A 25,961-nucleotide genomic window follows, 5' to 3' on the forward strand; every position below is an offset into this window, starting at 1 on the left:
TTGCTGTTCCGAATTACCCGACCCTCATCGCGTGCTGTCACGCCGGTCGATCCCGGAGTTCCGATGTCCATGGATCCGGAGAACTCGTGTCCGTCGACCCGGAGTTCCAACTGACCGTTGACAGATCCGAATCACGGCCCGCTGGCGCGCTCGTCAGAGCCGACATCCGCTCGCCGGATGTCGGTACCGGGACACATCACGGTCGGGGGAAGTCGTTTTCGAGTGTGATGGCGTAATCGTGAGGCAGGTCGAGTGTGTCCAGCCACTCGTTCGCGAACACCTCGGCGGTCTCACAGGACCACTGCGCAACGCCAGCGCCGAGCAGCTTGTGAGGCCAGAACGGTCCGATGTTCTGCCGGTTGAGCCGTATGCCGGGGTACTTCTTCTCCATCGCACCTTTTGGAGTGCGTTTTGGGCCGACCGATTCCGGCGCGGGCTTACTGTGCACCAGGTCGCTACGAAGCTTGATCAGCATCTTTGCTCTGCCGTAGGTGCTGTTGCCCGTGTCGAGCGAACCCTTCTGTGTCAGGTTGAGGGCCTTGTGGAACTTGTCGAAGATGTTGTCGTGGTTCCCAGCCCCCTCGTTGGAGTTCCAATCGTCCGCCAGCAACCGCGTCGCATCGGTACCGAGAAGCTCCAACCGACCGCTGAGCTGCGTCGCCGACTGCGCGGCGACGGCTTCGAGGAACAACTCGTTCACGAGGGATTCCAGAAACATTGCGGAGTTCAAGATCGCGGCGATGGCAAGCGCCTGAAGACGCCGATCGGGATTGTCGATGCCCTGCCGGACCATCTTGTTCTCGCGTTTGGCGCAGAGCCGCGCGAAGTGCTGTGCCGACCACAGAAACTGCGGTGAGAGGTTGTTGACCACAATCGCGACCGGTGCCGGGGCGACCCCCTGCGCCGTCGCCGTTGGTACGAGCACGTTGGCATCGATCGAAGGCTCGCCGTCGCTGGTCATCTGCCGATCGTGTCACGAAGTAGCGCAACGCATTTAGTAATTATGGAAGTTGAAGAGGGTCTTCCGGGCGTCCGGAAGAGTCCGTCTCACCTTCGGCAAACCGGAATTCCAGGCCGTCCCAGTCGGCGGGGTCGGCGGAAGGCCGCAGAATTTCGATGGGCCGATCGCCGCGAAGAGTCCGTTCGGCGAGTCCGGTAGCGACGTAATGCGCGTGTGCGACAAGCCATCCGCACTCGTGCAAACGTTTCGTCAGCCCCTCGCGACTGACCACCTTCGGTGGTGGAGTGGGTGTCAGACCGGATCCGTGCACCCTGCGCGTCACCTCCAGCCGGTCGGCGTCGAGTTCCACCATTTGAGCCGAGTGTGACAGCAGGTTGCGCATCTCTTTGCATTTGCGAAATACGTCTTCGTACTTCGACAGATCGGTATCGACCTTCCACGCGGTGGCGACAGCCTGAAGTAACCGTGGGCGGAACCCGTCGTCGATCCGCTTCAGCACCCCTCTGTGGTCGAGCCAAAACTGTAGGTCTGGTGTCGTCTGTTTGAAGTACGCGCCAACCACCCAATCTACGGAGTGCTGCGTACGGGCGAATTCTCGGATCAGTTCGAGCCCCAGCGCGCGTATCGGTGCTGCAGCGGGGTCAAGATCAGTCGACATCGCACGATCGTGTCATGAACTAGCGCAATGCAATTAGCAAACAAGCGCAGAAAGCAAAAGGGGCATGCGCCAAGGCGCACGCCCCTCGGTGGTCGAGCAGTCGGTCAGGCCGTGGCGAGGCCAAACGACCGTCTCACTGTTTTCGCAGTGAGACCGGCTCGGACGAGAAAATTTTCGCGCGAAAAGCCCAGGTCGCGGTGTCTCATAATTTGTCTCAAAACTCCTGTCTCAACTTTGCACAACTTGCCAGATTTTGAGACAATAGTGAGGTGACTCCCACTCCCCAAGAAAATTCTCGACGCTATGGCTATGCCCGCGTCTCCACTTCCCGACAGACCCTCGACCAGCAGATCGACGCTCTGACTGCCGCAGGCGTTCGGCCTGAACACATCTTCCGAGACACCATGAGCGGGACCCGAGACGACCGGCCAGGGCTCGCCGAGCTACGCAGGCATCTGCGCTCTGGCGACACGATGACAATCATCGCGCTCGATCGTCTGGGCCGATCTGTGACGACGATCCTCCGCACGTTGCACGAGCTGACCGCCGAGGGCGTGGCAATAGTCAGTCTGAGAGAGGGTTTCGACATGACGACGCCTGCAGGGCGCGCCTGCGCGGGATTGTTCGCGGTGATGGCCGAACTCGAACGAGACTTGATCGCAGAACGCGCTCAGGCCGCACGTGACGCACTCGCAGCTCGGGGCGGCTCCACAGGGCGCAAGCGCGTGCTGAACGCCGAGCAAGCCGCTCTGGCACGTCGCATGAAGGCGGCGGGCGAACCTGCTTCCGTAATCTGCACAACACTCGGCTGTTCACGGGCCAGTCTGTACCGCTACCTCGCCGACGACCAGGGCGCTGCCGCATAGCAGCAACCACACCACGCAAGGGGTACGCACCGACGAGGGCGTGCCCCTTTCTCGTATGCCTGAGGTAGGAAGGGAGAATGCGGATCATCGAGGGCGGCACTGTGAAAATTGTTCCAGCACTTGAGCTAAAGCGTGACACGACGTATCTGGGCGTACAGCACCTTGCGGCAGTGGCACCAGCACCAGCACCACCACAAGACCCGCCACGCCCTAGGCGCTACCCGGCCAGCGCCGTACCCACAGCGCAGTACACAAGCACGCTGCTGCGCTACGACGCAGCCACGGGCGAGCTGGTGGCCGCTACGCGCAGCGCATGGACCAGGGCCGACCTACCTTGGGCAATGGCGAAGCTGCGCCTGCACAGGCAAACACAGGACGTGTCATGGGTGTTGCCTGCGTCGATGCGAGACCAATGGGCAGTGGCGCTGCTCGATCCCGAAGATGACGATGACAATGTCTTTTTGCAAATAGCGGTCGTGCATCCGATCGCCGCCGACGAAGCCGACGTGATCGAGGTCTTCGAACTCAGCGCGCGCCTTGCGATCCGCAGGCAATGGTCGCGAGACCTCGCACACGAGCGCAGTCGGCTGCGGCTGGAGCGAACGTTCGCGGAGGACAGGGAGCTACGGCTGGCGTAGAGCTGCGGTGCAGTGAGATTTCCCTGTGCAGTGGCGGTCAAGAGCCAGCAATCGAGCGCGTTTCGGCTTCGGATAGGCGTCTGGACTTCCCGCAAGAGCATCAACTTGTTCTAATCAGAGACCGAATCCCGCACTCCCACAGCACCACTCGGCTGTCCAGCTCAACCAGCACCGAACGCGGCAGCTATTCGGTCGTACTCCTCATCGGTGATGCGGCCCATCGCGTTCGCATGGCCTAGATGGATAAGCGAATCGTCGTCGTATGCGCGAGCGTCGTTCTCGTCGGGCCATTCGCGCGATGTCGGTATCGCGCGGGGCGTCTTCGTGCGCATGACCTCGCAGACCTGCTCGACGGTCAATTCTCCAGCAGCCAACTGCTGCATCAGCTCTTTGACGGTCGGCATCTACTCGCCCTCCTCCTCGCTCGTCGCCGTCTGCTGCGCCGCGCGTAGCTGCCGCACCGCCTCGAACTCGGGAGCCCACTCGGCGGTGATCCGGTCCATTTCGGCGTTCCAGCCGCGCTGGTTCTCGTCGGTCCAGTCCGCGCTGTAGTCGCTGCAGCCGCAGGAATTCCTCAAGCAATACGCCTGGTATGCCTCGCTCATTGCGGCATGCAATTTCCCATGCAACGCAATCCAGCGCGCGTAAGTAGATTCGTCTTTCATTGGGAAGGTTCTCGCTTTCCTGGGGCGTAGAAGCCCACGCTTAACTTTAGCACTTGCGCTAAACGAAGACATCGCGCTTCCAAGCTGTCAGCGCTGCGCGTTCCCGTATCAGACAATGGCGAGTTTTTGGCGTCAAGTTTGCACCGTCGCCGCAGCTCAGAGCATGTGACAACACGCGTTTGGCAATTAGCAATTAAGGCCGGTCTGTCAACTAGCAACTAAGGATTTGCTTGACAACACGCGCGGAGTAATCCATTCTCGCGCGGGCGCGAAAGTAGCTCTACGATTGCGAATGTGATCAGCGCGAAAAACACCGGAGACTTTCTCTCCGAGTCGATACCGAAACAGCTACCGCAAGGTCACCCGCTGCGAATTCTGGCGTTTTTGGTGTCCTCGAAGCGCGGACCGAGCGCGCTGCACTGGGAGATGCTGAGCGAAGCTCCGTTTCACCGGTACCGGCCCGTGCTCATGGCGCTGCGCAAAGACGTGAAGAAGCTCTTCGAAGACGGCTTCAAATGGCGTAGTCCCGAGATCGAGGAGCGCACTGCTCGCGCCGTCGAAGAGCTGGCAGCGGTCGCGCCCGACGCCGAGTTCGAGCCTGGGCAGACGCCGCTGGGTGCCTTTGTCGCCAAGCGCGTGCAGGCAGGGCCGCGCCGCAAGCGGCAGTGGGACCAGAAGCGGCTCGACCGGATGATCCGGTCCGAAGAGAACACCGCACGCAACCGAGCGCGCTACGCGCCGAAACCGTAAGGAACACAGTGACTACTCAGTACTACGACACCGCAGAGACGACGGCGCGGCTTCTGTCGCGAATCGTCAAGACCTCGGGGGTGGAGCCGACCGAGCGAGTCGCCGCGACACTCGCCGAGCTGGCCACGATCACCGCCGACGAAAGGCGGATGCTCGCCGAGATCGCGGGCGATGAGTCCGAGATGCAAGACCTGACCGAGGTCGTGGCAGATCGCTACGTCGCGGGCGAAACCAACGCCGACGAGCTGCTGCAACAGCTCGCGTTGAAGGCGCGCATCACCGGAAAGGAGCGCAGGCGCGCGTCCAACCAGATCACGTTCCGTACCTCGCGAGCAGCGGGTCTGGCGCTCAGGAAGCTCGGCGACGGGATGATCACCGACATCTTCGGGCCGTGGTGCGAGTCGCGGGTTCGCGAAGCGGAGGACGGTGCGCCGCTCGTGGTCGAAGGCGGACAGATGCTCGTCTGGACGGCGCACAACTGGGAGCGCGAGCTGTCCGGACACTGGCGAGACCACGTCGAAAAATTCGAAAAGGCCGGTGTGCTGGACTCTCGAACCAAGGGCCTTGCCGCTGTGATCCGTCTGCGCGAACTGAAAGAGGATCTCGACAAGACGTGGATGCAAGTTCAAGATCTTCGCGCTCGTGGGTACCTCACGGCGAGTGACGATCCGACGTTCGACGCTCGGCGGTACTTCTGGGCGCACCCCGGCAAACTGCCCGACGCTGCGAACGAGCACGTTCGCGAAGCGGCGTGGATGGCCGAGGCGATCGTCAACGGCGCAGGGCCGTGCATCCGGACCGCCCACGAGGCAATCGCGCGGCAGCCGGTCAGCTGAGCGCGGTAGTGGCGACCGGCGATCAGACCCCGCGTGTGTTCACCTTTTACTCGTCGTTTACGGGTGCAGGTTGTTGCCTAGGCAATGACCGGCAAGGCTAGGCAAACTGGCTCTCACCTGCACTTGAAGTGCGCACACTGCCACCGTTTGCATACCCTTGCATAGGATGTACCGCTAGTCCCTTGGTCGCAGGTTCGAATCCTGCCGGGGGCACTCCACATCCATGGCTGCGGAACCAAGAACACCTCAGCGATCATCGGGCAAAACGAAATCGCTATAGGTCTGTGCACATCGCAGGGCGATCTCGACGTGTGCTCGTCGTTCGTCGATGGTGTGGCCCATCTGTTGTTCTGCCTGGCGAATCCGGTAGCGCACCGTATTCGGGTGCAGGGCAAGGGTTGCGGCTGCTGCAGCGGCGTCGCCACCGTTGGTGAGGAATACGAGTGCGGTTTCGCGCAGTCGTTTGTTGCTTTCGTCCGGGCCTGCGAGCCCTCGCAGTTCACGTTCGACCAGCGTGCGCATCATGTCGAGGCTCCCGTCGCCGCTGACCAGGCAGACGAGTTCGATATCTGAGTATCGGGTCAGGGCTGCTGTGGAGTGGGATTCGATTGCGACCCGTTGCGCGGCAAGGGCTTCGCGGTGACTTCGGCGAAAACCTTTCAGGCCCAACCCTGTCGAACCTGCGGCAATGTGAATACCCGCAGCCGACGGCTGTACCTCCGCATACACATCGTGATAGCGCGAAGTTGTAGTGGCGACCCACACCCACAGTCCGCGTGCGCCGCTGGTCATCGTCAGGGGAGGCGCGCCGTCGACAGCGCGGGCGAGGTGGGTGGCGAGGCTCTCCAGTGCTGGTGTCACCGCGGCGTCGGGTGTCGTGTCGTCGGCCCAGAGTACGAACGCAGTTTGGTGCAAGTGCAGTGTGTGCCCCAACTCACCGGCGGCGTGGTCGACGTCGATGACATCGCCGCGCAAGATCGACCGCACGGTCGCGACCCGCCGGGCAAGCGCTCCGCGCCGCCATTGCTCCCGCTCGTCGGAGTAAGTGATGACAACCTGCTCTATCGCCGCGTCGAGCCACACGGCTGCTCGGTCCCAGATCTCGCGCAGCACGGCCGATCGCAGCTCGACATCGACGATCTCGTCGTCGAGCAGTCGCGTCAAGTACTCCCACAGTGCGCGCTGACCGATGCGATAAGACTTGAGGAGCACCCCGAGATCCAGTCCGCGCCGCGCAACGGTTCGGGCCCACTCGAGCGCTTCTGCCGGCGGGTTGGGCTCGAAGGACTCACGCCCGAGCGCCAGATAGAAGCCGCGCCAATGCGCGCGTGTGCTTGCGTGTAGCTCTGCACGCATCGTCTCGTCGGACGCCAGCGACGGGACGACCGCAAGAATCATTTCGTCGACCATCAGGGTCAGCCGCTCGATGCTGGTCCGGTTGTCGGTCTCCACGACGTACCGACTGATCCACTGCGCGACCTCGTTGTTCGGCATCGTCCACCTCGCGTTTGTCTGCCAGGACAATCTAACGACCTTCATTTGGCGCGACACCCAAGACTTGCGATCCGTGCTGGGACGATTCTTGTCGGAGCCCACGAAACACCTGATGGAGACTCCCTTGATTCAGAAAACGACATTCGACTACGACGTCGCTGTGATCGGATCCGGCTTCGGCGGATCCGTGAGCGCGCTCCGGCTGACCGAGAAGGGGTACAAGGTCGGCGTGTTCGAGGCGGGACGACGCTTCGACGCGACGAACTATCCCAAGACGTCGTGGGATAGCAAGAACTTCATCTGGGCCCCGAAACTCGGCTGGTACGGGATGCAGCGCATCCAGGTGCTGCCCCACGTGGTGGCCCTCGGCGCGGCCGGTGTCGGCGGCGGATCGCTCCTGTACGCCAACACGTTGTACGAGCCCTTGGACGCGTTCTACCAGGACAAACAATGGCGCCATATCGCCGACTGGCGTGCCGAACTCGCCCCGTACTACGACCAGGCAAAACGGATGCTCGGTGTCGTCGAGAATCCGGTTCACACCGACGCCGACCGAATCCTGAAGGAAATCGCGGACGAGATGGGTGTCGGCGACACCTTCCACCCGACGCCGGTCGGTGTGTTTTTCGGCGGTCCAGGCACGCCCGAGGGGACCGATGTGGAGGACCCGTACTTCGGAGGCGTCGGCCCTACGCGGACGACGTGCATCAAGTGCGGTTCCTGCATGTCCGGTTGCAAGTACAACGCGAAGAACACCCTCGACCGCAACTACCTCTACCTTGCGGAAAATGCAGGCGCCGAAGTACATCCGATGACTACGGTGACGGTTGTGCGGCCGAGACCGGGCGGCGGCTACGTCGTCGAGACGGTCGTTACGGGGAAGTCGGGTCGACGCAAGAAGCACCGCCGCATGTTCACCGCGGAGCAGGTCGTCTTCAGTGCAGGAACCTACAACACACAGAAGTTGTTGCACCAAATGCGCGACACAGGTGTGCTGCCGAAGATCTCGTCGAGGCTCGGCGTGTTGACACGCACCAATTCCGAGGCGATTCTCGTCGCGACGGCCAAGAAGTCGCCGGTCGATCACAGTCAGGGCATTGCGCTCACCTCCTCGTTCCACCCGGACGAGAACACCCACATCGAACCGAACCATTTCGGCACAGGCAACAGTGCGATGTCGCTACTGCAGACGGCGATGACCGACGGCGATACGAAATATCCGCGCTTCTTCGAATGGGTCAAGCAAGTCGCCAAACACCCGATGTACCTGCGTTTCGGCTGGGTGCGGCACTGGGAACAACGCTCGGTCGTCCTCACCGTCATGCAGACGGTCGACAATTCAATCACCGTCAGCGGCCGCAAGACCGCGTTCGGCCGCTACACGCTTACCTCCAAAGACGGCCACGGCGAGCCCAGCCCGAACTGGATTCCCCTCGGCAACAAGGTCACTCGCCGAGTGGCCGAAAAGATCAACGGCGTACCCGGCGGCACGGTCGGTGAGATTGCGAACAAGCCGATGACCGCGCATTTCCTCGGCGGCTGCGCGATCGGCGACTCCGCCGAAACGGGGGTCATCGACGCGTGGCACCGGATTTACGGCTATGACGGTCTGCACGTGGTCGACGGTGCGGCGGTATCGGCCAACCTCGGTGTAAACCCGTCGCTGACCATCACCGCTCAGGCCGAACGCGCAATGTCGTTCTGGCCGAACAAGGGTGAGGCCGACAAGCGACCAGCGCCGGGCTCGGCATACAAAGTGCTCGCACCGGTCGCGCCAGCGCGTCCTGTTGTCCCGGCGGACGCCCCGGGTGTGCTTCGGCTCTCGATCGTCGACGTGGGCTAGCAGTCGAAAGGATCGGCGGCGATCACCTCGTAGGAGGGTGATCGCCGCCGATCGAGCGGTCAGGCGCCGAGTGCGTCGAACACGGCACCCCGCAACTTCTCGCAGCGCTGCTCGGCGACGATCGCGAGGCCAAGCCGATTCATGGTGTAGCCGAACCCGATTCCCGTAGAGGGATCGGCGAAGCCGATCGATCCGCCGAGCCCGGGGGTGCCGTACGCGCGGTTGTCGCGTGAGCCGAACTGAAACGTCGGAGTCGATTTGCGCAAACCAAGGTGATAGCGCGTCGGGATACCGAGGACCGCGTCGGGTGCGGGCACGTTGCCCACAGCAGCAAGCTGGTCGAGCACCGCTCGTTTGATGGCCAACTCGCCGGTGTCTGCGGCGGCTGCCCCGTACACGCGCGCAAGCGCCCGCGCATTACCGACCCCGTTGCCGCTGGCCAGTTCGATATCGAGAAGTTCGTGGCGCCGCGCGTCCCACGGATCGCCGATAGGCGGGTTCTTCATCGTCGCGTAGAAAGTTCCACGCTTCGCACCGAAACCCGCCAACAAGCGGAAGGGGACATGCCGTTCGTGCTTGAGCACACCGAGCGGCGTCGACACCGACAGTTGAGCGATATCGTCGATGTCGCGCTCAGGCGACAATCCGATCGCGAGGTCCACGCCGAGTGGAGTTGCAATTTCTTCGGCGACGTAACGCCCGATGGTGCGACCGCCGGGGTCGACACGACGGAACAGCTCGTTCTCGTACAGCCCGAGGGTGACGGTGTGGTAGCCCTGACGTGTCCCAGGTTGCCATGCCGGTTTCTGGTCGGCGATGACGTCGGCGACGAGGTCGAGGTCGGCAAGGTCGGCGAGCGACAGAGCCTTGCCGTGCAGTGAATGCAGTCCGGCTTGGTGATCGATCAGCTGTCGGACCGTGATCGCGCCCTTACCGTGGGAGGCGAATTCCGGCCAGTACGTCGCGACCGGTTCGTCATAGTCGAGAATCCCCGCCGACACCGCCGTAGCGAGCACCAGCGCCGCAATGCCTTTGGTGCTGGAGAAGATGTTGACGGTTGTGTCGCGCTCCCAGAGCGCGCCGGTGTTCTTGTCGCGCACGCCGGCCCAGAGGTCGATGACCGGACGATCTCCCTGATAGACGGCCAGTGCTGCGCCGATGTCTCCGCGAGATGTGAAGTTGCGTCGGAATTCGTCGACTACACGCCCGAAACCCTCGTCGGCATCACCGTTGATGTGAGGTGAATTTTTCATGGTTCTACGAGCCTAAAGAGCAGATTCCGGTCGTTGCTTGTTCCGCAGAACAAGCCGGTGGACCGTTGTTGGCGAGTGTGCCAAGCGTCGTTGCAACGTCGGACGTCAACCTATGTCTAGCCCGACAAAGGACGGGATGACATTAGGAGATCGCCTTGTCACCAATGCGGTCAGGAAGTTTGCCGAACTCTTCGCGCGACGCGCTCAGGATGACGAAGCTGGTTGCATGAGACAGTTGACAGCGCTCGACGCGCAGTTTCTGGCGATGGAATCACCAACTCACACCGGGCACGTGTCGATGCTCCTCATTCTCGACCCGAGCACAGCGCACGCCGGGGCAATCGACCTTGCTGATCTGCAGCAGGTCGTCGCCGATCGATTACACCTCCTGCCACCGTTTCGATGGAAGCTGCAAGAAGTTCCGCTCGGTATGGACTATCCGTACTGGATCGACGATCCGGACTTCGACGTCGAGTATCACGTCCGTGACCTGGCGGTACCGCAACCAGGCACAGACGAGAAGCTGGCCGAGGTCGTCGCTCGCATCGTTGCTCGGCCGCTCGACCGGTCTCGCCCGCTCTGGGAGCTCTACCTGATTCATGGTCTCGCCGACGGACACGTCGCCATGCTCACCAAAATCCATCACGCAGCCGTCGACGGGGTGTCGGGAGTGGAGTTGCTGTCGATCCTGCTCGACTCCTCGCCCACCGGCGGTGACGTCCACCACGAGCCATCGTCCGAATCCGAACCGGAACGACCGCCAAGCCAACTCGCGATGCTGGGCCGTGGCCTGCTCGGCACGCCGCGATACTGGGCACGGGCGATGAAGGCGACGCCTTCGACGATTCCCAACCTGACGGACGTGCCGCTGCTCGGCGCCATTCCAGGCGCAAAATCCTTGGGCCGCACAGCTACCCGGATATCGAGCACGTTCCGTCGGGAACCGCTGTTGCTGGAACAGACCGCCCTCGAGCCGCCGCGAACCTCCTTCAACGGTCGCGTGTCCGCTCATCGTCGAGTCGCCATCGGGCGCATGGCCTTGGCTGACGCGAAGGCCGTCAAGAACGCGAACAGCTGCACTCTCAACGACGTCATCGTCGCTGTGTGCGCCGGCGCGGTGCGCCGCTGGCTTATCGAGCACGACGAATTGCCCGACGTGCCGCTCGTCGTCGAGATCCCGGTCTCCGTGCGAACTGCGGAACAGGCTGGCACATTCGGTAATCGAGTCGGTGTAATGACCGCCCCGCTCTACACGAACGAGCCAGACCCCACGACCCGATTGCGGCGTACCAGCGAATCCCTGCGATCAGCGAAGGAACGGCATAGGGCCCTGCCGGCATCGTTGATGCAGGACTCGTCCGAAATGATTCACCCGGCACTCTTCGCGCAGGCCACACGCGCGGTATTCGCACTCACCGCAAACGGCACACCCATCTGGAATCTGGTGGTATCCAACGTTCCTGGGCCTAGGACACCCCTCTATCTCGCAGGAGCTACCGTCGAGGCCGTCCACCCCGTCTCGGTGATCAGCGACGGAATTGGGCTCAACATCACCGTCTTCAGCTACTGCGACCACATCGACATCGGAATAGTCGTCGACCGCGAACAGATGCCGGACGCGTGGAAGCTCATCGAATGGATGCACGAATCTCTCGACGAGTTGCAATTGCAAGACAACCCGAGCGGGTAGATCCGAGAAGGTATTCCTTCGTGTAAAAGGCGTCCATGGCTGCGATTCGTGAGCACGCGTCGACTCGCCTCGTAGTCGAGTACGTCGACGAGCACGCCCTGCAGTCCTTGCACTGCCAAGCCCGGGCGGCACCCGTGAGCACGGACCGACGCGACACCCGAGCGTCGGTCAGCGGGCCACCTTCGATGCTCATTGTCGTGGCGGGAGGATCGTGAAGTCGGGGATTTGGACCGAGCCCACACAACCGGTGTCAGGCTTGCCCGGGTCGTCGAAGAACGAGGCGATCACGGTCGCGCCGCATGGGTTGAGAAACACTCCATGCCCCCACCCCGGGATCACGACGACCGTGGCGTGCGAGAGGTCTTTCGCGATGTACTCCCCCCACATCGGTCCGGTCCGCGCGTCGAAACTGCCCGTGACAACCAGCGAGGGGATGTCGCTCTTCGTGACGTTTCGGACCGAGTCAGCGGCCTTCGGCACATTCCACGCAGCGCATTCCTCGCGCAGGAACGCGAGTTGCGGCGCCTGCGCGAGCACCGAATCCGGGAAGTCAGGAAACGCCTTCTTCGCTTCATCCATCGACGCCTGCGGTGTCTCGAACGGAACCCATTCACTGCACCAGATGCTCAAGGTGAGGCCGGTTGCCACCGTCGCGTTGGAGAGTTCGGTGTTCACCCAGCCGGAGGCATATTGCATGGCGACCGTCTGCGGATTCCCGTGGTCGAGTTCGTCGATCGCCGCGGGGATACCGGCAGTCAGACGACCGGACATGCCGACGAACCACGTCAGCAAGGTGCCACCGTCGATGACAACTTTCGTGGCCCCGTGCCCCGGGATGTCGACGGTCGTGGTGGCGGGGTTCTTCTCGAGTTGTTCGACCAGCCTGATGAACGTCGCACTCAGACCGGGGTAACGGTCTTTGCACGCGGCCTGCGCTTCGCACGCCTGCATCACGCCGTCGAACGCAGCCCTAGCGCTCGGCCAGGTCCACGCCATTCCGCCGACCGATGGAGGTGTCACGCCGTCGTACGCAACGGCTGCAATAGCTGGGCCGTCCATGTTGACGTAGATGAGTGCGAGTGTGGTGCCGTACGAGTGCGAGAACACGGCCCACTTCTCCAGACCGAGCGCCTTGCGCAAATCGATGAGGTCGTAGGCACTTTCGGTCGAGTTGTACGCCGCGAGATCGTTGGTGGGCGCCAGCCTGTCGCGGCACTCCTTGACTGCTTGCGCGTCCAGTTCGCCCGTTGCAGGCGCGTCGTACACCAGCCCGACTCGGGCGGCGTAGAACTTGTCCTGCTCCGGACAGAGAAGAGGAGTACTCGACGTCTGGGTACCACGCTGTCCGAACAGAATCAGATCGCGATCGTGGTTGAGACTGACTGCAGACGGAACCGCGGGCGATGCGATCCCGTCCAAACCGGGCCCGCCTTGGAGGAACACAATCGGTTCCTTGGTCGGCGGTTGCATTTCCGAAGGAATGATCGCGATGGCTAACCGCATGGTCGGACCATCTGCCTTGGTGCGATCGACGGGCACAACCAACTGACCGCATCGCGCGTTCGCAAGCAACGGCACTGGTTCCGGCGTCTTTGCGCACGACCCTGCGACGAACTGCGCAGGCGGGTGATCGACGGTGGATGGTGTCGAACCCGACGGCGAGCTCGAATTGCTACACGCCCCGCTGACGAGAGCCACAGCAAATGCGAAGACCGTGAACTTGTTCAGACGTCGCATCTTTCGCCCACCTGACTATTGGCGTTTGTAAAGGCGGCCGTGGTTGAGGAACCAGGCAACGCTCCCGTCGGACCCGCGAACGAAGTTGGATCGGCTACCGACCGGCTGGAGGTCGGGCCCTAGGTCCAGGCCGTAATCAGTCTTGTAGAACGCGAGACCGAGATCGGGGGCCGCATTCTCGTCGGGAACGAAATTGCCGTCGGGGGTATCGCTCATCGTGCCGACGAGTTGGCCGTCTTTGCCACGGAAATCGATTGCAACGTGCCCCAGTTCGCCTGCGGCATCAATGTCGTCGGTCACGTATCGCCCCTCGAAGGGTGCGAGATCGGACGCACTCAACTGCTGTGGCGTCGCGGGCAGGTTGCTGACGCCAGCGAACGTACGCAGCGACCAGTCCTCGGCGAATAGCTCTGCGAGCAACTTTCCACCGCCCTCGGAGTTCGTCAGAACGGTCATGGCGAAGTTCCGGCTGGGCACCATGAAGAACCCGGATCGTTGCCCCGCCCAGGTCCCGCCATGTTGGACGATCGTCTCGTTCTCTGCGGACGGTCGCAGCATCCAGGACACGCCCATTCCGGTGAGTTCCACCTGAAGTGTCCCGCCGGCTCCCGGGTTGGAGCGCATCGCGACGAGAGCGTCCTTGCTCATCAGCCGGGTTCCGTCGGGCGCCGTTCCTTCGCCGAGGTGGAAGCGCGCGTAGCTCAGCTGATCCCGCACGGTCGACATCAACGACCCGGTCGGGTTGCAACTACGCGGGAAGTGCCAGAAACCCTCGTCGACAACGGCTTTCCCGTCTACGACGTTGTGCGAGGCGGCAATGTTCGAGCCGATGATCTGGTCTGTGAAGAAATGGGTGTGATTCAACGCGAGCGGGTCCAACACCATCTTCTGGACCGCATTCTCATAGACCGCTCCGGTGACGACCTCGACGATTCGCCCGGCCACTACAAGACCGGCGTTGTTGTAGGTGAAAACGGCGCCCGGCGGAGTTCGCTGCGGCAGGCGGGTCATCGACGCGACAAACCGCGCGACCGCGTCGTCCCCTCGCCCGAAATCCTGGAGATCGTCACCGAGCCAACCGGACGTGTGATTGAGCAGTTGCCGCACAGTGACCGTCGCACTGGCGTCCGCATCCGCGACGGCGAAGTCTGGAAGATATTGGCGCACGGGCGCATTCAGATCGACTCTGCCTTCGTCGACCAGACGCATCACTGTTGTTCCCGTGAACGTCTTGGTCGTGGAGCCGATGCGGAACACGGTGTCGCCGTCCACCGCGACGGGATGGTCGACGTTGGTGACGCCGTATCCCTTGATGTACTCGTCTTCCCCAGCGATCACGCCGACCGCGACTCCCGGAATCGCGTAGGCCTTCATCGCGTGCTCGATCTTGGCGTCGAGTTCGGCGAATCGCGTTTTCGAGTCCGGCGTGTTCGAGGCTTGCTTCGACGAGCACCCCTGCAATCCCAATACGGCAAGCCCGGCGATGGCCCCACCCAGCACCGCCCGACGGGACACCCCAGGGGCGGTCATCGCGGTGGAGCGATGCTGTACGTGGGAAGTGGCGTCGAGTCCTCGCAACTCGTGTTCGGCTTCGTCGGATTGTCGAAGAACGAGGCAATGATCTCGGCACCACAAGGTTCCGCGTACACGCCATGCGCGGCGCCGGGCACGACCGCAACGACGGACTGCGACAGGTTCTTTGCGATGTAGTCACCCCATACCGGACCGGTCTGGCCGTCGTAACTGCCTGACAGTACGAGCGAAGGAACGTCGCTCTCGGTGATGTCCCGGATCGAGTCGGGCGCCTTCGGCACATTCCACGCAGCACAAGCCTCACGCAGGAACGGCAACTGCGGCGCCTGCGCCTTGACCGAGTCGGGGAACTGCGGGAACGCGTCGTTCGCCTTCTGGAGTTGATCGTCGAGACTCTCGAACGGAACCCATTCGCTGCACCAGATGCTCAAGGTCATACCCCAGGCCAAGAATCCGATTCCCTCAGGATTTCCGAACGCCATGACCATCGACCGAGCAACCGGTCCCGGATCACCGTGGTCGAGTGCGTCGATCTGGGCGGGAAAGTCGACGGGCAGGTGGGTGGCCACTGGCGTAAACCAGGCAAGCAGCTTCCCACCGTCGATGACGACCTTCGTGTCGTCGACCATTGTGGTGACGGGATTCTTCTCGAGTTCGCCGACCAGCCGAATGAACGTTGCACCCAAATCGGGATAACGCTCCTTACACGCCGGTTGCTGTTCGCACGCCTTGATCATGTTGTCGAACGCTTGTTTTACGCTTGCCCACGTCCAGCCGAGGGCGGCGACCGAGGGCGGTGTTACGCCATCGAACGCGATCGCTTCGATCGCAGGTGCGTCCATGCGCAAGTAGATCAGCCCGAGGTCGGTGCCGTAGGAGTGTGTGAAGACGTCCCATTTGTCGATCTTCAAAGCCTTGCGCAGGTCGATGAGGTCATAGGCGCTGTCCGTCGAATTGAACGCCGTGAAGTCGACTCCAGGAGCAAGGCGGTCACGGCACTCTTTCACCGCCTGGACGTAGGTATCCCCCGTGGTCTTCGCGTCGTACACCAAGCCGAGGCGGCTGATGGCGAACTTGTCGATCTCGGGGCATGCCATCTTGATGCTCGACGTCAAGTTGCCTCGCTGCCCCATGAGGATCACGTCGCGATCGCCGTTCAGCGGTACGTCGGGGTTGAGCGGCGGAGACGCGAGGGCATCCTGACCAGGTCCGCCGGTCAGAACCACGAGCGGCACCTTCGTCGGCGGCTGCGTTTTCGACGGAATCGTCGCCACCGCAAGGCGAATGGTCTTGTCGTCGGACTTCGTGCGTTGCAGTGGCACCGTCAGCTCGCCGCAGCGCGCGCCATCCAACATCGGTACGGGGGTCGGCGTCTGTGCGCACGGACCGGATACGAACTGGGCGGGCGGATGGTCGACGGTCGTCGGCGGCGATTGCGATGAATCGGAATTGCTACTGCACGCGGAACCAACGAGAATCGAGACAAATACGACCGCTGTCAACCGGTTCACACACCGCATGTCGACCACCTTTTTTGGCAGCCACCCAAACATCGAGTTCGGGCTCGGCCCGAGTATTTACCGAAATAAATCCTGGCACACTTGGGGCCTTGCCGAAGGTTTTCGAGCGGATGTGTGGAAGTTGATCATCCGCCCAGGTCCGACGGCTACGCGTCCACTACCGCGATAGCCTCGATCTCCACGAGCGCTCCGGGTACAGCGAGGCTTTCGACGATAAGGCTGGTAATCGCCGTGGCGTGATTTCCCCAGACCTTTTGCGATGCAGCGAACCCCTCCCGGATATCTTGCCCTTTCCCGATGTATATCGTGAGCTTGACAACGTTTTCCTGCGAGGCGCCGACGGTTTTCAGAATCGCGAGAATATTCTTCAACGCCTGTTCCGTCTGGGCACCGAGAGTATCGCCTGCCATTGTGCCGTCGGACGCGATTCCATTCTGTCCGCCGATATAGAGCGTTTTACCGCCTTCCGCCAAAACAGCCTGTGAGAATGCCGGACTCTTGGCCAAGTCGTCCGGGTTAACGTGCGTGATTTTCACATTCATGCATCCCTGTCGGCGATAGCCAGGAGCTTTGTTGTCGTATTCCAGTTCCGGATGGTCATCGACTTGTAGAGCGGCGACGCCATCATTGCGCTCAAACGGCTCTTGGTACGTTCAGCGCTCAGCCGACGCGAGTAGATGACCCCGTCACCTGGCCAAATCGCATCGACGCCCGCACGCGGATTGAATATGGGCAGCGCATCGTCGACGCTGATTTCCATCAGGAAGATCACGTCGCTGTGGTATTTCCCCGGCTCGTCACCGAAGCCCTTCGGCTTATTTTCGATAATCGAACGGAGCTGGTGGTGACTCAACACCAATACCTTGATCAGTTCGTCATCGAGATCGAAATTCTTGGTCAAAGCGGTTTCGATCTGAGCCTTGATCCGGGCTGCCGGTTTGTCCGACTCGACGACGACATTGCCACTCACAATGTACGTCGACACATTCATGTAACCGAGTTCCACGAGCAGGCTTTTCAGCGCCGCCATGGAGACGGTGTTCTTTCCCCCGACATTGATGCCGCGTAGAAGAACCACGTAGGTAGTCATCACCCGACATACTACTGTGAGTCTTTTCGGAGTCTATAGACTCCGAAAAGACTCACGAGGGGTGCGGCTATTGGTCAATCCTTGGCGGCGTCGGCAGCGTCCTTCTCGGTGTCTGCGCCGTCGTGGACGAGGCGGCCGCCCGCGTTCTCCAGGTGCGCGCGGACGAACCACTGGAATTGTTCGAGTTCGGCAGTGTGGCCGATGAGGATGTCCTCGGTGATCGGGTCGATCTCCCCGACCCGCTCGATGATCTTGCGGCTGTTCTCGATCACGCCGGTGTAGACGAGATCCAGTGCGGCCAGGTGTGCTGCGACGACGTCGCGGCCGACTGAATAGTCGTCCCACGTCCGATCGCGCACGATCGCGCCGGGCGTCCCCTGTGGCGACTTACCCAAAGCGGCAATACGCTCGGCGACCTGATCGGCATATCCGCGAACAATCTCGACCTGCGGGTCGATCATCTCGTGCACCCCGATGAAGTTAGGCCCCACTACATTCCAGTGGACGTGCTTCAACGTGAGATGCAGGTCGTTGTATGCGCTGAGTCGCTGCTGCAGCAGTTCGGCAACTTCCGTACCCTGCTCGTTCGTCAATCCGGGAATTGTGAATGTCGGCATGATTATCGACTACCCCGCGACCGGCGGACCCAAACCGGTTTGCGTATCGCAGGATTGGGCATCCGTTTCGCATGCCGCATACCGAACGAACCTTCACGGTCACGAAGCCGGTGAAGGTTGTGCACGACTACTTGCAGGACTTCGGACGGGCCGAAATGTGGGATCCCGGAACTCAGACCTGCACCCGGCGAGACCAGGGCGCCCCAGTCCGAGTCGGCTCGACCTGGGACAACGTGTCCAAGATCGCAGGCAAGAAGACCGCGTTGACCTACCGGCTCGAACGCCTGGAGCCGCGTCGCATCACCTTCGTCGGCACGAACAAGACAGCCACATCGACCGACGACATCGTCTTGGAACCAGCAGGCGACGGCACGCAGATCACCTACCGTTCCGACGTCGTATTCAACGGTCTCGCGAAGCTCGCGGACCCGATCTTCAGCGTGATTTTCCAACGCCTCGGCAATCAGACACAGGAAAACTTGGTCAGCATCATCGAACGACTCTGAACCGGCGCGGGCCCTAGGCTTGGCCCATGCGGAACGTCGTGGACGACATCGTCGCCGAAGTCGTCGCGGTATGCCGCGAGAATCGGGCTGGGGCGTTAGCCGACTACATCCCAGAACTCGCCGCCGTCGCCCCGGACACGTTCTCCCTCTGCATCGCGACCACCGATGGGTATGTCTACGAATCCGGTGATCCTGCAATCGAATTCACCATCCAATCGATTTCGAAGCCGTTCACGTACGGACTTGCGCTGTCGGATCGCGGCCTCGCCGCCGTCGCCGCAAAGATCGACGTCGAACCATCGGGTGAGCCGTTCAACGAGATCAGCCTGGACCCGATTACCGAACGCCCCCGCAACCCGATGATCAATGCCGGTGCAATCACGTCCGCGTCGCTGATCGCGGGCGAGGACGCAGCTGAACGCTTCGAACGGTTGCGGACGTGCTTTTCCGACTACGCCGGCCGCGAGCTGGTGATGAACGACGCGGTCTACGCGTCGGAAGCCAGGACCGGGCATCGAAACAGGGCCATCGGCCACATGCTGCGATCGTTCGACATCATCACCGACAATCCGGACGACGCGGTCGATCTGTACTTTCGCCAATGCTCGATCGATATCACCTGTCGCGATCTCGCCCTGATGGCCGCGACGCTGGCCAACAACGGAACCAATCCGGTCACGCAGCAGCGAGTGCTGGCCCCTGATCTGGTCGAGCGCGTGCTGAGCGTGATGACGACGTGCGGGATGTATGACGCCGCAGGCGATTGGGTCGCCGAAGTCGGGCTACCGGCCAAGAGCGGCGTCGGCGGCGGAGTCCTCGCCGTACTTCCTGGGCAGATCGGAATCGCCGTCCACTCCCCCAGACTCGATTCGCACGGTAACAGCGTGCGCGGTGTGCAGGCATGTCGTGAGCTGTCCAAGAAACTCGAACTGCACTTCATGCACGTCACGCGTGCCGCCAGGTCATCGATTCGCGCGCGCTACACGATCGCAGAAGTGCCGTCGCGTAAACGGCGAACGCAGACCGAACAGGCCGCGTTGGCGAAGTTCGGTTACCTGGGCCGGATCTTCGAGCTGCACGGTGACCTTCTGTTCGCAGGTGCCGAGAGCGCGGTGCGTGAGATCAGCGAGCTTCGTGACGAGGTAGACGCGGTAATCATCGATCTGCGGCGAGTCGACGAAGTCGGGGGCGTCGCGCGTCGGATGCTCGCTGACCTTCGGCACGACTTGTCGACACGTGGTTGCGAGTCTGTTGTCGTCGACCCGGACGGACAGATGCGACTGCCCGGTGACGGCAAAGGTGTGGTGTTCGCCGATGTCGAATCCGCAACCGAATGGGTCGAGGAAATCATTCTCGCCAGGCATTGTGGCGGCGACCGGCAGCCGCCTTCCGTCACCCTCGCCGATCATCCGTTGCTCGCTCCGCTGACGAGCAATCAGCTCGAGCGTCTGCAGAGTGAACTGAAGGACCTCGAGTTTCTGCGGGGCGACGTCATCGTCCGCCGTGGCGATCCGCCCGCCGGGTTGTTCCTGGTGCTCTCCGGCGAGGTGAGCACAACGTTGACCGACAAGGACGGAACGACCCACCGCATCACCACCCTCTCCGCTGGGATGAGTTTTGGCGAGATACCGATGTTGACCGACACGGACTTCCTCGTCGACGTTCGAGCCGATTCGCGCGTGACCGTGACGGTTCTGTCTGCCGACGGCTTTCGCAAACTCGCGGCCGAGTACCCCGATGTCAAACTTGCGCTGCTAGAGGGCATGGCAATCGGGGCGTACGCCCAAATGGAGATCGCGATCCGGACGCTCGGCCCAACTGCCGCTCGCTGAATGCCCGAAATATCGCGGCTCGAGGCGTCATACTGACCGGCAGTTCAACCTTCAATCGGACATCTCGGACCTGCATGTAAAGGAATCACCATGTCACTTCGCGCCCGCGCAATACCAGCGCTGATCGCTGCCACCGCATTTGTCGCGCTCAGCGCGTGTTCGAGTGACCCGAAGGTCGACAAGAACGACCTCGCCAAAGAGGTCAGCTCCAAGCTCGAAGAGCAGGTCGGGGTGAAGCCGAAGAAAGTCGAGTGCCCCGACGACCTCGACGGCAAGAAGGACGCGACCACCAAGTGCATTTTGACCGCGGACGATGACTCGACTTACGACGTAACCGTTACCGTCACCAGCGTGGACGGCAGCAACGTCAAGTTCGACATCAAGGTCGCCGACGAGCCGAACTAGGCCCTGTCGCACGCAAAAAAGTACCGCCTCGGACTTCTCCGAGGCGGTACTTTTCGGTCTTGCGACGATCAGCGCCCGTAGTAAGGCGTGTTCGCCCAGCGCGTCAGCGGACCCATTTCGCCGTTGTAGACGTTGCGGTCGGCCGGTGTTTCGATACCGGGGATATTCGCCTTGTCGTCGGTCTGCCAGAACACCCAGTTGGTCCAACCACCGACGAGGTGCGGGTTCTTCACGTCCTTGCCCCAGTCCGCGATCCAGAGCGGGTAACGGGTGAACTCGTTGGTGTTCGCAACACCGTCCTCCCAGAAGGCGGTGGTGTAGATGACGGGCGTGCGGCCGGTGAGCAGCTCGACCACGTTCAGCCAGCGGTGCAACCAGTTGATGATGACCGGTGCGGGCATGCCGTTCGACCGTTCGACGGCGATCAGCGGAGGCAACGAGCCTGCCACGTTCTGCGGGAACGTGTTCTGCACGTACCAGATGGCCTGCGGTTCCGGCGCTTCGGTGAATACCGGGAAGTGGTAGGCACCACGGAGCACGCCAGCGGCGCGCATCTTGTTGGTGTCCTCGTTGAACCAAGGGTTGACGTAGTCACTGCCCTCAGTGGCCTTGATCATCGCGAAGTCGTGGCCGCTGGCCTTGACCTTCTGCCAGTCGATCGGCTTTCCACCGACATGTTGATGCGACGACGCATCGGCGCCGGTCGGCCTGTCAGCGTTCGCAGGCGTTGCCGCGACGAGCACAACAGCCAATGCGAGAGGAAGAGCGGCAAACAATTTCGAGCGGAATCGAGGACGCATTATGGCCATGACAGGGCACGCTATCGCGAACCACGCAGCGCGGGCAAGCCGTTCAAAGATCCAGGTTGGTTGCGAATTACACAGCGGTCACTCCCTGCACCACCTGCGCAGTGTCCGTTTTGCGCCGTTTCGGCTGGTCTGCCGGACTACCAGAGTCGATTCGCGTTCCATCTGCGCATAATTTCCTATGCCCAAATTGCAGTCCAAAGTTGTGCTGATCACCGGTGCCGCACGCGGCATCGGAGCCGAAACGGCGCGCGCACTCGCCAAAGAAGGCGCCAAACTCGTTCTGCTCGACGTCGACGCCGAGCCACTGCATGCCCTCGCCGCCGAACTCGGCAGCGATTCGACAATCGCCGCAATCGCCGACGTTACCGACTTCGCGGCGGTGCAGAGCGCGGCGGATGCAGGTATCGCGCGTTTCGGCGGCATCGACGTCGTGTTGGCCAACGCCGGGATCGCCTCGTACGGCTCGGTACTCAAGGTCGACCCCGTGGCGTTCAAACGGGTGATCGACGTCAACGTCCTCGGCGTGTTCCACACCGTCCGTGCGACATTGCCGTCGGTCATCGAACGGAAGGGATACGTCCTGGTCGTCTCCTCGCTCGCCGCGTACGCGGCGGCGCCTGGGCTTGCGGCCTACTGCGCGAGCAAGGCCGGTGTCGAGCATTTCGCCAATGCGCTGCGACTCGAAGTCGCCCACCACGGCGTCGCCGTCGGATCCGCACACATGTCGTGGATCGACACTCCCCTGGTCCGGGATGCCAAGTCCGACCTCGCGTCGTTTCAGCAACTGATCGACACACTCCCCGGGCCGCTGAGCAAGACTGCGTCTGTCGATCTGTGCACCAAGGCTTTCGTGAAAGGGATCAAGCGCCGCAGCCGAAAGGTCTACGTGCCTGGTTGGGTCGGCGCCATCGGCTGGCTGAAGGCAGTCGTCACCTCGCGGCTGGGTGATCAGGGTGTCGCGAAACATGTTCCGCGCCTGCTTCCCCAGATGGACGCCGAGGTCGACGCCCTCGGCCGTTCCACGAGCGCCCGCTACGGCGAAGGCACCGAGTGAGCCTCCTCAGCAAACTCGCAACACGATCAGTCGCCGCGATCCCCGGCACGGTTCACGAATCTGCCGCGCTTACTGGGCTTGGTGATGGACAGCGAAGCACTCTCGGCGACAACGGAGATTGTTCATCACGTCGGCGCCCGACTCAGCTGATCCGACGGCGCCGGACCTCAGTTATGCAGTCAGCGTTGGAGTAATGAGTGTCGTAACCCGGTGCTGCAATTGCGATCGGACGAGCCACCAGACCGCTCGGTTGGGATAGCATCACTTTCGCCGACCGGGGTTCGGTTTGTGCTGCACACTAACGTCGAAGCTCGGGAGATCACTTGGCGCGAGCGCTTGCCACGCAGCTCCGCGAAGTCCTGGGGCAAGACCGATCGCCGTCCCGGACCGTTCGGCGTGAGACTGCGCCTGCCATAGCGTTTGCGTCGTTCGCGATCGTTGCTGCCACTGTCGCCGCCGTGGCGCCGTCGGCTGAAGTCGCGTCGATTCCCCTCATGGTGACGGCGCCGGCATCGATTGTCGCGATGATCGTCGGCGTCGCATGGCACCGACCGAAGCATTCGGCACCCTGGTTGCTGATCATCCTGGCCAACTGCATATCGACACTCGGCGGGCTCCTGACCGCGGCTATGGGCGCCCGTTATCCACCATTTCCGCTCGCACCGCACCTAGTGATGTTCTGTAGCTATCCACTCATCGCAGCTGCCGCTGTCTACTGGCTGCGAACCTCGTCGGTCAGCACCGTGCGAACAGTCACGATCGATACGATCCTGGTCGGGCTCGGCGCTTCGATCACGACCTGGGTGCTTCTTTTTGCGCCGGCAGTTGCGGACCGGGCCCCGCTGGAAGACCCTCGGTTCGTCGCAGGCGCGCACCTGGTCGTCGACGCCCTCGTCCTTGCGACCGTCACGCACGTCGCCCACACGTCCGCGCGTGGCAACAGGTCCTTCACACTCGTCTATTTCGCAGTCAGCGCAGTCGCACTCGCCGACGTCGTCTACGCAATATCCGCTGTGCACCTCGACAATCCGATCGTCGGTCCGTTCTTCGCCGCAATCTGTCTCTCCTACGGGGCATTCGGAGCGGCCGCCTTGCATCCGAGCATGCGATCCATCGCCGGAAGTTCCACGATTGCTCCCGACCGGTTCCGCCAACGCTTCGTCGAGGTCACCGCGGTGTGTTTGCTCGGGGCCGCAGTGATTGCGGTCCGCCCGCCGTTCGGCGTCGTGGACCAGCTGGTGCGGGCCACGATTTTGGTCGCGATGCTCGCAGGAGTGCTGATCCGCAGCGAACGGGCGGTGCGAACGATTGCCCAGAAGGAGTCCGAGGCACGGCAACTCGCGACGCACGACGAGCTGACGGGTTTGGCCAACCGTGCGTGGCTCTATGCGTCGCACCATGCTGCTGTGCTCGTCGGCGACGGGGAGCCGCTGAGCCTGTTGTTCATGGATCTCGACGACTTCAAGTTGGTCAACGACAGCTACGGGCACCGCACGGGCGACGAATTGATCGTCGCTGCGGCAAACCGGCTCAGCACGACCGTCGCAGACAGAGGAATTGTCTACCGGCTGGGCGGCGACGAGTTCGTCGTCACCACTCGTCTCGATCCCGAAGGCACAGATGCCCTCGCGCGACTGATCCTGCGCGCTTTCAGCAAGCCGTTCACCCTCAGCCAGGTCCGTGTGACGGTCTCGATCAGCATCGGTATCGCCGCCACGCCGTCACACGACACCTTGTTCGACCTCGACGACTTGATTCGCGAAGCCGATTCGGCGATGTACTACGCGAAATCACAGGGCAGCGGCAGCTATGCGTTGTTCGACGACAAGCTGCGTGAGATCGCGGTCCAGAAGCTCCAAGTCACCAGCGCTTTGCGAGACGCGCTCGAATACGACGAATTCGAGCTGTACTTCCAGCCGATCGTCGAGGTGTCCAGCGGTGCGACGGCAGCCTTCGAAGCATTGATTCGGTGGCACCACGACGGCGTGGTGCGCGGTCCCGAGTACTTCCTCGGCATCGCCGAATCCAGCGACATCATGATCGACATCGGACAGTGGGTCCTACACACCGCGTGTGCTCAACTTCGGCGACATTGGCACAGCACCGACGAGCGCCCGGCCGTATCGGTCAATGTGTCGGCACGCCAGCTGCGCGATCCTCGGTTCTTCGACGAGGTCAGTTCGATTTTGGCAGCCCACGACCTGCCGCCGAGCGCATTGTGGCTCGAACTGACCGAGACCGCCCTCATCGACGATCACGACATTGCGTTGAAGATTCTGAACGCGCTGAGCGACCGGGGCGTGACGATTTGCCTCGACGATTTCGGAATCGGATATTCCGCGCTCAGCAACCTGAACAAATATCCGATCGACATCGTCAAGATCGACAAGAGCTTCATTGCGGCGCTGGGTGCCGACGAACCGTCCAGCGAAAAGCACCGAGTTCTCGTCAATTCCATCGAGGCGATGTCGTCGGCGCTCGGCCTGTCGACTGTTGCAGAGGGTGTCGAGACGCCCGAACACGAAAGTCAGGTCCGCACGATCGGGTGCCGGTACGCGCAGGGTTGGAACTACGGCGTTCCGGCACCCAACCTCAGCATTCGCGCCGCGACGGTCTACTCCCGAGAAGCTGGTTGACCCCACCCTCGTGAGTCTTTTTGGAGTCCCTGGACTCCAAAAAGACTCACGAGGGTGTTGTGGTCAGGCCCGCGCCCTGGACCTGCGCTTCGAATCCAGTCCCCCGAATCCGAGCAGGCCGTCGAGGCCGAACTTGCCCGAGCCGAGCGTGGCGATCAGCAGCGAGCCTGCGCCCAATGCGAGGACCAACTCGTAGCCACCGCTGGAGGCGAACAGTCCTTTGTCGAGGTGGACAGTCAGCAGTGCGCCAGCCATGTCGAGGAAAAGCAGTAGGCCGGCGATCGGAGTGAGGACCCCGAGAATCAATGCGGTGCCGCCGACCAATTCGACGAAAGTCGCGTAGTACGCCGACAGTTCGGGCGCCGGCACGTCCATGGCCTCGAAGCCGGCCTTCGTAGCATCGAGGCCTTTGGTGTGCAGCTTCTGCCAGCCGTGAGCGACGAAGATGACGCCGAGTGCGACGCGCGCGATGAGCAGTCCGAGGTTTCGTGGCAGCGTTAAGTTCATTTTTCAACAATACCGACGCGAACTGTGCGCGAGTTTGGCCCCTCTGGGGGCCAAACTCACG

At 62.1% G+C, this 25,961-nt stretch carries 25 protein-coding genes; 11 read left to right on the forward strand and 14 right to left on the reverse strand.

Translation table 11 applies throughout. The annotated features are described in order from the left end of the window. Positions 1–196 precede the first annotated feature (196 nt). Positions 197–961 (reverse strand): hypothetical protein, encoded by a 765-nt coding sequence (locus FGL95_RS31305; RefSeq protein WP_169594795.1) that lies wholly within the window; start codon positions 959–961, stop codon positions 197–199. Between the two features lie 40 nt (positions 962–1,001). Further along, positions 1,002–1,619 (reverse strand): hypothetical protein, encoded by a 618-nt coding sequence (locus FGL95_RS31310; RefSeq protein ID WP_169594797.1) that lies wholly within the window; start codon positions 1,617–1,619, stop codon positions 1,002–1,004. 269 nt (positions 1,620–1,888) lie between these two features. Between FGL95_RS31310 and FGL95_RS31315 the strand changes: the two genes are divergently transcribed. Both FGL95_RS31315 and FGL95_RS31320 read left to right on the forward strand, forming a co-directional pair. Then, positions 1,889–2,485 (forward strand): recombinase family protein, encoded by a 597-nt coding sequence (locus FGL95_RS31315; protein WP_169594799.1) that lies wholly within the window; start codon positions 1,889–1,891, stop codon positions 2,483–2,485. A gap of 77 nt (positions 2,486–2,562) precedes the next feature. Further along, positions 2,563–3,123, forward strand: a complete 561-nt coding sequence (locus FGL95_RS31320) for a hypothetical protein (protein WP_169594801.1) — start codon at positions 2,563–2,565, stop codon at positions 3,121–3,123. Positions 3,124–3,284: 161 nt separating this feature from the next. Here FGL95_RS31320 and FGL95_RS31325 read toward each other — a convergent pair whose 3' ends face one another. Together FGL95_RS31325 and FGL95_RS31330 are read right to left on the reverse strand one after the other, a co-directional pair. Further along, entirely contained in the window at positions 3,285–3,527 is a 243-nt protein-coding gene (locus FGL95_RS31325) for a hypothetical protein (protein WP_169594803.1), read from the reverse strand. After that, positions 3,528–3,788, reverse strand: coding sequence for a hypothetical protein (locus FGL95_RS31330; protein ID WP_169594804.1), 261 nt, complete (start codon positions 3,786–3,788; stop codon positions 3,528–3,530). A gap of 294 nt (positions 3,789–4,082) precedes the next feature. On the opposite strand from FGL95_RS31330, the gene FGL95_RS31335 reads away from it, so the two are divergent. After that, a complete protein-coding gene (locus FGL95_RS31335) occupies positions 4,083–4,538 on the forward strand; it encodes a hypothetical protein (RefSeq protein ID WP_169594806.1) in 456 nt (151 codons plus the stop codon). Positions 4,539–4,546: 8 nt separating this feature from the next. Further along, positions 4,547–5,374: a hypothetical protein gene (locus tag FGL95_RS31340; protein WP_169594808.1), complete on the forward strand. Its 828-nt coding sequence runs from the start codon at positions 4,547–4,549 to the stop codon at positions 5,372–5,374. Positions 5,375–5,620: 246 nt separating this feature from the next. On the opposite strand, the gene FGL95_RS31345 is transcribed toward FGL95_RS31340, so the two are convergent. Next, positions 5,621–6,868: a PucR family transcriptional regulator gene (locus FGL95_RS31345; protein ID WP_169594810.1), complete on the reverse strand. Its 1,248-nt coding sequence runs from the start codon at positions 6,866–6,868 to the stop codon at positions 5,621–5,623. 127 nt (positions 6,869–6,995) lie between these two features. On the opposite strand from FGL95_RS31345, the gene FGL95_RS31350 reads away from it, so the two are divergent. After that, positions 6,996–8,711, forward strand: coding sequence for a GMC oxidoreductase (locus tag FGL95_RS31350; protein ID WP_420838105.1), 1,716 nt, complete (start codon positions 6,996–6,998; stop codon positions 8,709–8,711). A gap of 59 nt (positions 8,712–8,770) precedes the next feature. Here the strand turns inward: FGL95_RS31350 and FGL95_RS31355 are convergent, their stop codons facing one another. Beyond that, on the reverse strand, positions 8,771–9,964 hold the full coding sequence (locus FGL95_RS31355) for a serine hydrolase domain-containing protein (protein WP_169594814.1): 1,194 nt from the start codon (positions 9,962–9,964) through the stop codon (positions 8,771–8,773). A gap of 226 nt (positions 9,965–10,190) precedes the next feature. Between FGL95_RS31355 and FGL95_RS31360 the strand changes: the two genes are divergently transcribed. Then, complete coding sequence (locus FGL95_RS31360; RefSeq protein ID WP_169594816.1) at positions 10,191–11,654, forward strand: WS/DGAT/MGAT family O-acyltransferase; 1,464 nt, start codon at positions 10,191–10,193, stop codon at positions 11,652–11,654. 189 nt (positions 11,655–11,843) lie between these two features. Here FGL95_RS31360 and FGL95_RS31365 read toward each other — a convergent pair whose 3' ends face one another. From FGL95_RS31365 to FGL95_RS31390, 6 genes are all read right to left on the reverse strand, one after another. After that, entirely contained in the window at positions 11,844–13,391 is a 1,548-nt protein-coding gene (locus FGL95_RS31365; protein ID WP_169594818.1) for an alpha/beta hydrolase, read from the reverse strand. A gap of 15 nt (positions 13,392–13,406) precedes the next feature. Continuing rightward, a complete protein-coding gene (locus FGL95_RS31370; protein ID WP_169594820.1) occupies positions 13,407–14,921 on the reverse strand; it encodes a serine hydrolase domain-containing protein in 1,515 nt (504 codons plus the stop codon). Continuing rightward, a complete protein-coding gene (locus FGL95_RS31375; RefSeq protein WP_169594821.1) occupies positions 14,918–16,444 on the reverse strand; it encodes an alpha/beta fold hydrolase in 1,527 nt (508 codons plus the stop codon). Before FGL95_RS31375 ends, FGL95_RS31370 begins: the two co-directional genes overlap by 4 nt. 146 nt (positions 16,445–16,590) lie before the next feature. Next, a complete protein-coding gene (locus tag FGL95_RS31380) occupies positions 16,591–16,986 on the reverse strand; it encodes a RidA family protein (RefSeq protein ID WP_169594823.1) in 396 nt (131 codons plus the stop codon). Then, positions 16,983–17,534: a DUF1697 domain-containing protein gene (locus FGL95_RS31385; protein ID WP_169594825.1), complete on the reverse strand. Its 552-nt coding sequence runs from the start codon at positions 17,532–17,534 to the stop codon at positions 16,983–16,985. Before FGL95_RS31385 ends, FGL95_RS31380 begins: the two co-directional genes overlap by 4 nt. A 74-nt stretch (positions 17,535–17,608) precedes the next feature. Next, complete coding sequence (locus FGL95_RS31390; RefSeq protein ID WP_169594827.1) at positions 17,609–18,151, reverse strand: Dps family protein; 543 nt, start codon at positions 18,149–18,151, stop codon at positions 17,609–17,611. Positions 18,152–18,222: 71 nt separating this feature from the next. Between FGL95_RS31390 and FGL95_RS31395 the strand changes: the two genes are divergently transcribed. The 3 genes from FGL95_RS31395 to FGL95_RS31405 all read left to right on the forward strand — a co-directional run bounded on the left by FGL95_RS31395 (position 18,223) and on the right by FGL95_RS31405 (position 20,894). Further along, positions 18,223–18,657, forward strand: a complete 435-nt coding sequence (locus tag FGL95_RS31395) for an SRPBCC family protein (RefSeq protein ID WP_169594829.1) — start codon at positions 18,223–18,225, stop codon at positions 18,655–18,657. 26 nt (positions 18,658–18,683) lie between these two features. Continuing rightward, entirely contained in the window at positions 18,684–20,489 is a 1,806-nt protein-coding gene (glsA, locus tag FGL95_RS31400) for a glutaminase A (protein ID WP_169594831.1), read from the forward strand. 90 nt (positions 20,490–20,579) lie between these two features. Then, complete coding sequence (locus FGL95_RS31405) at positions 20,580–20,894, forward strand: DUF4333 domain-containing protein (RefSeq protein ID WP_169594833.1); 315 nt, start codon at positions 20,580–20,582, stop codon at positions 20,892–20,894. A gap of 68 nt (positions 20,895–20,962) precedes the next feature. Here the strand turns inward: FGL95_RS31405 and FGL95_RS31410 are convergent, their stop codons facing one another. Beyond that, positions 20,963–21,703, reverse strand: coding sequence for a glycoside hydrolase family 25 protein (locus FGL95_RS31410; RefSeq protein ID WP_169594836.1), 741 nt, complete (start codon positions 21,701–21,703; stop codon positions 20,963–20,965). Positions 21,704–21,881: 178 nt separating this feature from the next. Here FGL95_RS31410 and FGL95_RS31415 point away from each other — a divergent pair, with 178 nt between their 5' ends. Further along, positions 21,882–22,757, forward strand: a complete 876-nt coding sequence (locus FGL95_RS31415) for an SDR family oxidoreductase (protein ID WP_169594838.1) — start codon at positions 21,882–21,884, stop codon at positions 22,755–22,757. Positions 22,758–23,080: 323 nt separating this feature from the next. Beyond that, positions 23,081–25,393, forward strand: coding sequence for a putative bifunctional diguanylate cyclase/phosphodiesterase (locus FGL95_RS31420; RefSeq protein ID WP_169594840.1), 2,313 nt, complete (start codon positions 23,081–23,083; stop codon positions 25,391–25,393). 63 nt (positions 25,394–25,456) lie between these two features. Here FGL95_RS31420 and FGL95_RS31425 read toward each other — a convergent pair whose 3' ends face one another. Beyond that, positions 25,457–25,900, reverse strand: a complete 444-nt coding sequence (locus FGL95_RS31425; protein ID WP_169594842.1) for a DoxX family protein — start codon at positions 25,898–25,900, stop codon at positions 25,457–25,459. Positions 25,901–25,961: the final 61 nt, after the last annotated feature.

Origin of the sequence: Antrihabitans stalactiti (genome assembly GCF_012932915.1) — a bacterium.
In the GTDB taxonomy this organism is placed as follows: domain Bacteria; phylum Actinomycetota; class Actinomycetes; order Mycobacteriales; family Mycobacteriaceae; genus Antrihabitans; species Antrihabitans stalactiti.

Bases quoted from the DNA above. Each gene is read 5' to 3' on its own strand.
- FGL95_RS31385 (WP_169594825.1), bottom strand. From the start codon at position 17,534: ATGACTACCTACGTGGTTCTTCTACGCGGCATCAATGTCGGGGGAAAG.
- glsA (WP_169594831.1), top strand. From the start codon at position 18,684: ATGCGGAACGTCGTGGACGACATCGTCGCCGAAGTCGTCGCGGTATGC.
- FGL95_RS31405 (WP_169594833.1), top strand. From the start codon at position 20,580: ATGTCACTTCGCGCCCGCGCAATACCAGCGCTGATCGCTGCCACCGCA.
- FGL95_RS31370 (WP_169594820.1), bottom strand. From the start codon at position 14,921: ATGACCGCCCCTGGGGTGTCCCGTCGGGCGGTGCTGGGTGGGGCCATC.
- FGL95_RS31325 (WP_169594803.1), bottom strand. From the start codon at position 3,527: ATGCCGACCGTCAAAGAGCTGATGCAGCAGTTGGCTGCTGGAGAATTG.
- FGL95_RS31320 (WP_169594801.1), top strand. From the start codon at position 2,563: ATGCGGATCATCGAGGGCGGCACTGTGAAAATTGTTCCAGCACTTGAG.
- FGL95_RS31380 (WP_169594823.1), bottom strand. From the start codon at position 16,986: ATGAATGTGAAAATCACGCACGTTAACCCGGACGACTTGGCCAAGAGT.
- FGL95_RS31365 (WP_169594818.1), bottom strand. From the start codon at position 13,391: ATGCGACGTCTGAACAAGTTCACGGTCTTCGCATTTGCTGTGGCTCTC.
- FGL95_RS31360 (WP_169594816.1), top strand. From the start codon at position 10,191: ATGAGACAGTTGACAGCGCTCGACGCGCAGTTTCTGGCGATGGAATCA.
- FGL95_RS31395 (WP_169594829.1), top strand. From the start codon at position 18,223: ATGCCGCATACCGAACGAACCTTCACGGTCACGAAGCCGGTGAAGGTT.
- FGL95_RS31310 (WP_169594797.1), bottom strand. From the start codon at position 1,619: ATGTCGACTGATCTTGACCCCGCTGCAGCACCGATACGCGCGCTGGGG.
- FGL95_RS31390 (WP_169594827.1), bottom strand. From the start codon at position 18,151: ATGCCGACATTCACAATTCCCGGATTGACGAACGAGCAGGGTACGGAA.
- FGL95_RS31375 (WP_169594821.1), bottom strand. From the start codon at position 16,444: ATGCGGTGTGTGAACCGGTTGACAGCGGTCGTATTTGTCTCGATTCTC.
- FGL95_RS31345 (WP_169594810.1), bottom strand. From the start codon at position 6,868: ATGCCGAACAACGAGGTCGCGCAGTGGATCAGTCGGTACGTCGTGGAG.
- FGL95_RS31305 (WP_169594795.1), bottom strand. From the start codon at position 961: ATGACCAGCGACGGCGAGCCTTCGATCGATGCCAACGTGCTCGTACCA.
- FGL95_RS31355 (WP_169594814.1), bottom strand. From the start codon at position 9,964: ATGAAAAATTCACCTCACATCAACGGTGATGCCGACGAGGGTTTCGGG.
- FGL95_RS31330 (WP_169594804.1), bottom strand. From the start codon at position 3,788: ATGAAAGACGAATCTACTTACGCGCGCTGGATTGCGTTGCATGGGAAA.
- FGL95_RS31410 (WP_169594836.1), bottom strand. From the start codon at position 21,703: ATGGCCATAATGCGTCCTCGATTCCGCTCGAAATTGTTTGCCGCTCTT.
- FGL95_RS31415 (WP_169594838.1), top strand. From the start codon at position 21,882: ATGCCCAAATTGCAGTCCAAAGTTGTGCTGATCACCGGTGCCGCACGC.
- FGL95_RS31425 (WP_169594842.1), bottom strand. From the start codon at position 25,900: ATGAACTTAACGCTGCCACGAAACCTCGGACTGCTCATCGCGCGCGTC.